8 protein-coding genes are annotated in these 7,696 nt (G+C 69.0%); 2 read left to right on the top strand and 6 right to left on the bottom strand.

What is annotated here, in order from left to right; translation table 11 throughout:
• Positions 1–171 precede the first annotated feature (171 nt).
• Positions 172–633: an Lrp/AsnC family transcriptional regulator gene (locus tag JK363_RS38750; protein ID WP_201882851.1), complete on the bottom strand. Its 462-nt coding sequence runs from the start codon at positions 631–633 to the stop codon at positions 172–174.
• 114 nt (positions 634–747) lie between these two features.
• Between JK363_RS38750 and JK363_RS38745 the strand changes: the two genes are divergently transcribed.
• Positions 748–915: a hypothetical protein gene (locus JK363_RS38745; protein WP_201882849.1), complete on the top strand. Its 168-nt coding sequence runs from the start codon at positions 748–750 to the stop codon at positions 913–915.
• Here JK363_RS38745 and JK363_RS38740 read toward each other — a convergent pair.
• From JK363_RS38740 to JK363_RS38730, 3 genes are all read right to left on the bottom strand, one after another.
• Positions 912–1,616, bottom strand: a complete 705-nt coding sequence (locus JK363_RS38740) for a UbiX family flavin prenyltransferase (protein ID WP_307822045.1) — start codon at positions 1,614–1,616, stop codon at positions 912–914. The two genes, JK363_RS38745 and JK363_RS38740, sit on opposite strands and share 4 nt — an antisense overlap.
• A gap of 34 nt (positions 1,617–1,650) precedes the next feature.
• On the bottom strand, positions 1,651–2,553 hold the full coding sequence (gene mqnP / locus JK363_RS38735; RefSeq protein WP_201882847.1) for a menaquinone biosynthesis prenyltransferase MqnP: 903 nt from the start codon (positions 2,551–2,553) through the stop codon (positions 1,651–1,653).
• Between the two features lie 79 nt (positions 2,554–2,632).
• A complete protein-coding gene (locus tag JK363_RS38730) occupies positions 2,633–4,084 on the bottom strand; it encodes a menaquinone biosynthesis decarboxylase (protein ID WP_201882845.1) in 1,452 nt (483 codons plus the stop codon).
• A gap of 89 nt (positions 4,085–4,173) precedes the next feature.
• On the opposite strand from JK363_RS38730, the gene JK363_RS38725 reads away from it, so the two are divergent.
• The gene (locus tag JK363_RS38725; protein WP_201882843.1) at positions 4,174–4,647 is read left to right on the top strand and encodes a PLD nuclease N-terminal domain-containing protein; all 474 of its coding nucleotides are present in this window, start codon (positions 4,174–4,176) and stop codon (positions 4,645–4,647) included.
• Positions 4,648–4,726: 79 nt separating this feature from the next.
• On the opposite strand, the gene ccsB is transcribed toward JK363_RS38725, so the two are convergent.
• Entirely contained in the window at positions 4,727–5,830 is a 1,104-nt protein-coding gene (ccsB, locus tag JK363_RS38720) for a c-type cytochrome biogenesis protein CcsB (RefSeq protein ID WP_201882841.1), read from the bottom strand.
• A complete protein-coding gene (gene resB, locus JK363_RS38715) occupies positions 5,827–7,695 on the bottom strand; it encodes a cytochrome c biogenesis protein ResB (RefSeq protein ID WP_201882839.1) in 1,869 nt (622 codons plus the stop codon). Before resB ends, ccsB begins: the two co-directional genes overlap by 4 nt.
• Position 7,696 lies beyond the last annotated feature (1 nt).

Here is a 7,696-nt window from a genome sequence, read left to right as displayed (position 1 = left end):
TGCCGTCCTCACGGGAGAGCCGCTCGCCCGCACGGACCTTCTGCTCCAACTCCCGCTTGAAACCCACGTCGTGTGTGGTCGCCGTCACGCGGTCGCCTCCCATGCGTTCGCCCCCGTCGTCCGGCCGTCTGTCTTCCGGCCCTTCCTCTGCCGATGTCGGCTTCGCCGAGACTACGCCTCGGTGTCCTCGGGAAGTTCTCCGACCCGGTTCTCCCACTTGGTGGACAGCACGATCGTGGTGCGGGTCCGGGAGACGCCCTTGGTGCCGGACAGCCGACGGATGGTCCGCTCCAGACCGTCCACGTCCGAGGCGCGCACCTTGAGCATGTAGGAGTCGTCGCCCGCGATGAACCAGCAGTCCTCGATCTCGGCCAGATCGCGCAGCCGCTGCGCCACGTCCTCGTGGTCGGTGGCGTCGGAGAGCTGGATGCCGATCAGCGCGGTGACCCCGAGCCCGAGGGACGCGGCGTCGACGGTCGCGCGATAGCCGGTGATGACCCCGGCCGCCTCCAGGCGGTTGATCCGGTCCGTGACGCTGGGCCCGGACAGGCCGACGAGCCTGCCCAGCTCCGCGTACGAGGCCCTGCCGTTCTCCCGCAGCGCCTGGATGAGCTGCCTGTCCACCGCGTCCATATGCCGTACGCCTTCCATTATTCAGAGTTCGAGCGACATTACATGTAGAATCTAAGGCATCAGGACCACAAGTCCTGTAAATCTTTTAGGCGATCGACCTGTTTACCTCAGGAGATGAGACTCACCGTGTACACGATCGAGGGTCTTGAAGCCCGCATGCAGGAGCTGCGGGCCCTGGCCAACCGCTCGCGTGCGAACCACCGGCCGACCTCCCGCGCGGGGCGCCGCGCGGTCGTCGTCGCGGCCCGCGCCGCGCTGGCCCGTAAGCGCTGGACCCGCTAGTCCCTCCCCCGGTCCCCACCGAGTTCCCCCTCCCACCGGCGGTACAGCTTGTGCGGCACCCCGGCTGCGTCCAGCACCCGCCCCGCGACGAAGTCCACCAGGTCCTGGATGTGCGTCGCCCCCGCGTAGAACGCCGGAGAGGCGGGCAGCACCACCGCGCCCGCCTCGTCCAGTGACACCAGGTGCCGGAGCGTCTGACCGTTCAGCGGGGTCTCCCGCACGGCGACCACGAGCCTGCGCCGCTCCTTGAGCGTCACGCTCGCGGCCCGCTGGAGCAGGTCCTTCGACAGCCCCAGCGCCACCCCGGCCACACACGCCGTGCTCGCCGGGACGATCAGCATCCCCTTGACCTCGTACGAACCCGAGGACGGCCCGGCGGCCAGGTCCCCGGCCGCCCAGTGGCGTACGTCCGCCACCGCGGCCGGTACCTCGAAGGCGTCGGGGGTGCCGTCCGCCCCGCGCGCCAGCCAGCGGCGCAGATCGTCGCGCCAGTGCGCGTCCCGAAAGGCGATCCCGGTCTCGTCCAGCAGCGTCAGCCGAGCCGCCCGGCTGATCACCAGATCGACTGCCTCGCCCGCCGCCAGCAGCGCACGCAGCACGGAGGCGGCGAACGGCGTCCCGGACGCGCCGGACACACCGACCACCCAGGGGCGGCGGCTCACCTGTTCGTACGTCCTGGACGGCTCCTGCGGCGGCTCCACACGACCGAGCCTATCCGCCGCCGTCGGGGCGCTCTCACAGGCTCAGCCCCCGCACCATCAGGTCGAGCAGCGCACAGCAGAACAGCGCGATCCCGATGAAGCCGTTGACCGTGAAGAAGGCGCGGTTCAGCCGCGACAGATCGCCCGGGCGCACGATGGTGTGCTCGTACCCGAAGGCCGCCGCGACGATCACCAGCCCCGCCCAGAAGAACGCTCCGGCGTCCGTGGCCAGCCCGTACCAGACCAGCAGGGCCGTGGTGAGCACATGGCAGACCCGCGCCCCGTACAGCGCCCCGGCGATCCCGAAGCGGGCCGGGACCGACCGCACCCCGTGCGCCCGGTCGGCGGCCACGTCCTGGCAGGCGAAGATCAGGTCGAAGCCGCCGATCCAGATGCCGACCGCGAGCCCCAGGATCACCGCGTCCCAGGACCACTCGCCGGTGACCCCGATCCAGGCGCCGACCGGGCCCATCGCCTGGGCCAGGCCCAGGATCGCGTGCGGATAGTCGGTGAACCGCTTGCCGTACGGATAGACCACCATCGGCACCACGGCGACCGGCGCCAGCGCCAGACACAGCGGGTTCAGCAGCGCCGCGGCGCCCAGGAAGACCGCGAGCGCGATGAACGCCCCGGTCACCGCGGTGCGTACGGCCACGGCGCCGGTGACCAGCTCACGGCCGGCGGTACGCGGATTGCGGGCGTCGATCTCGCGGTCGATGATCCGGTTCGCCGCCATCGCGAAGGTGCGCAGCCCCACCATCGCCACCGTGATCAGCAGCAGTTGGGTCCAGTGGATGCGCTCGTTCCGCTGGAACATCGCGGTGAACGCGGCGATGTAGGCGAAGGGCAGCGCGAAGACGGAGTGCTCGATGAGCACCAGCCGCAGGAACGACCTGACGGCTCCGGGGCGCGGCGCGGCAGCGGCGGCGGACGTCACAGCCCGTACTCCGGTTCACCTCCGCGGGGGCGGAGAAATCCCGCCTCCGCACTGCCGCGTCCCCGTGTCGCTTCGGACTTCACAGCCCGTACTCCTTCCAACGGCGCGTCACCCGGTCGGATGTCGCGGGATCGGACTCGACCATCCGGGGCCAGCCGCCGTCGCGTGTATAGCCCTCCTCGGGCCATTTCGCGGTGGCGTCGATGCCCGCCTTGCCGCCCCAGAACTGCTGGTACGAGGAGTGGTCGAGATGGTCGACCGGGCCTTCGACCACGGTGAGGTCGCGTGCGTAGTCCGTGTTCCCCAGCGCGCGCCAGGACACCTCGTGGAGGTTGTGCACATCGCAGTCGGCGTCGACCACCACGATCAGCTTGGTGAGCGACATCATGTGGGCGCCCCAGATGGCGTGCATCACCTTCTGCGCGTGCTTGGGGTACTTCTTGTCGATCGAGACGATCGCGCAGTTGTGGAAACCACCGGACTCGGGGAGGTGGTAGTCCACGATGTCCGGAACGACGATCTTGAGCAGCGGGAGGAAGAACCGCTCGGTGGCCCGGCCCAGCGGACCGTCCTCGGTCGGCGGCCGCCCTACGACGATCGACTGCAACAGCGGCCGCTTGCGCATCGTCACACAGTCGATGGTCAGCGCCGGGAAGGGCTCCTGCGGGGTGTAGAAGCCGGTGTGATCGCCGAACGGGCCCTCCGGCAGCATCTTCCCCGGCTCCAGCCACCCTTCGATGACCACCTCGGCGTTGGCCGGGACCTGGAGCGGCACCGTCTTGCAGTCGACCATCTCGATCCGCCTGCCCTGGAGGAACCCGGCGAAGAGGTACTCGTCGATGTCGCCGGGCAGGGGGGCGGTGGAGGCGTACGTCACCGCGGGCGGGGCGCCGAAGGCGATGGCCACCGGCAGCTTCTCACCGCGCCTGGCGGCGACTTGGTAGTGGTTGCGGCTGTCCTTGTGGATCTGCCAGTGCATCCCGATGGTGCGGCGGTCATGGCGCTGGAGGCGGTAGAGGCCGAGGTTGCGCACCCCGGTCTCCGGGTGCTTGGTGTGCGTCAGGCCCAGGTTGAAGAACGAGCCGCCGTCCTCGGGCCAGGTGAACAGCGCCGGGAGCGCCTCCAGGTCGACGTCCTCACCGGTGAGGACGACCTCCTGGACGGGCGCGTCCTTGACCTTCTTCGGCGGTACGTGCGCCATGGCGCCCAGCTTCCCGAACGCGTCGCGGAGGCCGCCGAAGCCGTGCGGGAGCTCGGGTTTGACCAGCCCGCCGATCTTCTCGCTGATCTCGTCGTAGGAGCGCAGCCCGAGGGCCTTCAGCAACCGGCGGTCGGTGCCGTAGACGTTCATCGCCAGCGGCATCGACGAGCCCGTGACGTTCTCGAAGAGCAGCGCGGGACCGCCCGCCTTGTTGACCCTGTCGACGATCTCACCGATCTCCAGGTGCGGGTCGACTTCGGCCTTGACCCGCTTGAGGTCGCCTTCCCTGTCAAGTGCCCGCAGAAAGGAACGAAGATCGTCATAAGCCATGCGTCCCAGTATCCGGTACGCACTACCCTGGTCCCGTAACTGGGGCCCGTTGCTTCGGCTCCGAACACCACACGCAAGGGGATCGGCTCATGCCTCGGGTGCTGATGATCCTGGTGCCGCTGGCGCTCACCATCTATGCGTTCATCGACTGCATCACCACCGACGAGCGGGACGTCCGCTACCTCCCCAAGCCGATCTGGGCAATCCTGGTGCTGCTGTTCCCGGTCGTCGGTTCCCTCTCCTGGCAGATCGTGGGCCGCAAGCGCGCGGTGGACGGCGGGAGCCGGGGCGGCGTGCGCGGCGGGGGCGATGGCTGGGTCGCACCGGACGACAACCCCGAGTTCCTCAAGTCCCTGGGGAAGAACACGGGGCAGGACGGGCCGGAGGAGCCCGCTCAGGACGGCCGTGACACCCCCGAGGACGCCGAGGACGCTTCCACGGCCGAGGCGCCCAAGGACGAGGAGCTGCTGCGGAGCTGGGAGGCGGATCTGCGCCGCCGCGAGGAGGAGCTCCGCCGCGAGGGCGAGGGTCCCGAGGACACCCCGCCGGCCGCCGGGGCGTGACGGAGCGCGGGCTTCTCGCCGGATACGGAAGATCCCCGGTCACGGCCGGTGGCCATGGCCGGGGACTCGGTCCGAAAGGTCAGACTCCGGCGTAGGAGTGCTTGCCGGTGACGAAGATGTTCACGCCGTAGTAGTTGAACAGGTAGCAGCCGAAGGCGATCAGCGCGAGGTACGCGGCCTTGCGGCCCTTCCAGCCCGCGGTGGCCCGGGCGTGCAGATAACAGGCGTAGGCGACCCAGGTGATGAAGGTCCAGACCTCCTTGGGGTCCCAGCCCCAGTAGCGGCCCCAGGCGGCCTCGGCCCAGATCGCGCCCGCGATGATCGTGAAGGTCCACAGCGGGAAGATCGTGGCGTTGATGCGGTACGCGAACTTGTCCAGGGACGCCGCCGAGGGCACCCGCTCCAGGACGGAGGAGGCGAACCGGCCGGGCTGCTTCCCCTCCGGGTCCTCCAGCTGCGCCTCGTACCGGTCGCGGAAGAGGTAGAGCAGCGTGGAGACGGCGCCGATGTAGAGCGCGGCGCCGGAGATGATCGCGCAGCTGACGTGGATCCACAGCCAGTAGGAGTGCAGCGCGGGAACCAACTGGTCGCTGTCGGTGTAAAGAACAGAGACGGCCAGACCGAGGTCGAGGAGGACCGTGGTGACCAGAGGCAGTCCGATCCAGCGCACGTTCTTCTTCAGCGCCAGCAGGGTGAAGTACGTGGCGACCGCGACCATGGCGAAGGTCGTGGAGAACTCGTACATATTGCCCCAGGGGGCGCGCTGCACCGAGAGGGCGCGGGCGAGGACACCGGCGGCGTGGAAGAGGAAGGCCAGTACGGTCAGCCCCACCGCGATCCGGCCGTACACATCGCCCTGTTCGCTGCCTCCGGCGGCGCCCGGCCCGTCCGGGACATCACGGCTGCCCGCGGCGGATCGGGTGACCACCTTGGGCCGCTCCAGTACCGCGGTGCCGCCCTTCTCGGCGGTGTTCCCGCCGGTCTGGACGGTGACCTGGGCGCGCGGACGGTCGGCCGCCTCGACGGTGATCGCGGCGGCGGTGCGGCCGACGGCGCTGCGGCTGCCGAACACCCACTCGGCGATATGGGCGAGGAAGGCGAGGGTGTAGACCGCCATCGCCGAATAGATCAGCACATTGCTGTAGTTCGCCAGTGTCTCGTTGACTTCGGCCGCGAGGTTCACGCGTGCGCTCCTTCGGATGGATCTGCGGGATCCGTGCCGCCGGCCACGGGTCCTGAGTCGGATGCAGGTTCACCGTCCGACTCGGGTGACTCATTCTCCGACTCGGGTGCCGACTCCTTTTCCGACTCGTTTTCCGACTCGTTTTCCGACTCGGGTGCCGACTGTGCTTCCGGTTCGGGTTCCGGTTGGCGTTCCGGCTCCGGTTCCGTCGCGGGGGGCGCGTCGGCCTGGAGTCGGACGGCCAGATCGGCGAGCTCCTCCGGCAGCTTGGCGGACTCGCTGCGGCCGAGCCCGGCCATCTCGACCACGGTGGTGCCGTCCTTGCCGGTCACCGCACGCACCCAGACCCGGCGGCGCTGGATGAACAGGGACGCGGCCAGGCCCACCAGGGCGGCGACGGCGCCGATCAGGGCGCCCTCGGTTCCGGGCTTGTGGGAGATCTGGAAGCTGGCCCACTCCTTGACCCCCTCGAACTTCAGCGAGCCCGCGCCGTTCGGCAGCTTCATGGTGTCGCCGACCGCGAGCGCCCGGGCGTACTTGCTCGTGCCGTCGGACTCCATGAACTGCTTCATCCGCGACTTGTCCAGCTGGTACACGCTCTGCGGAGTGCCGCCGTCGATGCCGAGGCTGCCGTGGTAGGCGGTCAGCACCAGCGTCGGGTTGTCCAGCGCGGGGAAGACGGAGAACATCCCCTGGCTGCGCACCCAGGTGGGCAGGAACTGACCCTGGAAGGCGATTTGATCCTTTTTGCCCGCTTTGTTGCGGTAGTCCGGGACCTTGATCACCATGCTCTCGGTGAGATTGGCTCCGTCGATCGGCAGACCGGCCACCGGACCCTTGTAGGCGATCTCGCCCTTGCCGTCCCTGACTGTGACCACCGGCGCATAGCCGTGGTTCAGCAGATAGACCTTGTAACCCGCGATCTCGAGCGGCTCATTGACCTTGATCCGGGTCTTGCGCTCGGCGCCGTCCGCGCCGTCCCAGTAGGTGACATCGGCGTTGAAGGTGCGCGGGGTGCGCATCTGCGGACCGCTGCGCTCGTAGGTCGCGGTGAAGCGGTCCAGCTGGAAGCCGAAGGGGGCCAGATCATCGCTGTTGAACAGCTGGCCCGACTTTCTGTCGTCGTACTGCACCAGGCTGTTGCTGAAGCCGTCGCCCTCCACGACCAGCTTGCTGCCCTCGAACTTCCACAGCTGCCCCGCGGCGAAGGACACCAGCAGCACGATCAGCGCGACATGGAAGAGGAGGTTGCCCACCTCGCGCAGATAACCCTTCTCGGCGGCGACCGCGTCACCCGAGCTCTCGGTGCGGAAGCGGCGCCCCTTCATGATCCGCTGCGCGGCCCGGAGCACCTGCTCCGGCTCGGCCTCGGTGCGCCAGGTCGTGTACGCCGGGAGCCGGGTGAGACGGCGCGGAGCGCCCGGCGGACGGCCGCGCAGCTGGCCGATGAACTGCCAGGTGCGCGGCACGATGCAGCCGATCAGCGAGATGAACAGCAGGATGTAGATCGCCGAGAACCACACCGAGCTGTAGACGTTGAAGAGCTGGAGCTTCTCGTAGATCGGCGTCAGCGTCGGATGCTTGTCCTTGAAGGTCTGGACCTTGAGCGCATCGATGCTGGTCTGCGGGATCAGCGAACCGGGGATCGCGCCGAGCGACAGCAGGAAGAGCAGCAGCAGCGCGACCCGCATCGAGGTCAGCTGGCGCCAGAACCACCGGGCCCAGCCCAGCACCCCCAGCGAGGGGAGGCTGATCTCCTCGGACGGCGCCGTGGACAGCTGCGAGCCCGCCGCGCCGAGTTCACGCTCCTCCGCGCTGGCGCCGGCCGCCTTGTCGGCCGCGGTGTCGGTATCGGTGGTGGACATC

The organism is Streptomyces coffeae (genome assembly GCF_016741875.1).
Lineage (GTDB): Bacteria > Actinomycetota > Actinomycetes > Streptomycetales > Streptomycetaceae > Streptomyces > Streptomyces coffeae.
This window is presented reverse-complemented; position numbering and strand designations above follow the sequence as displayed.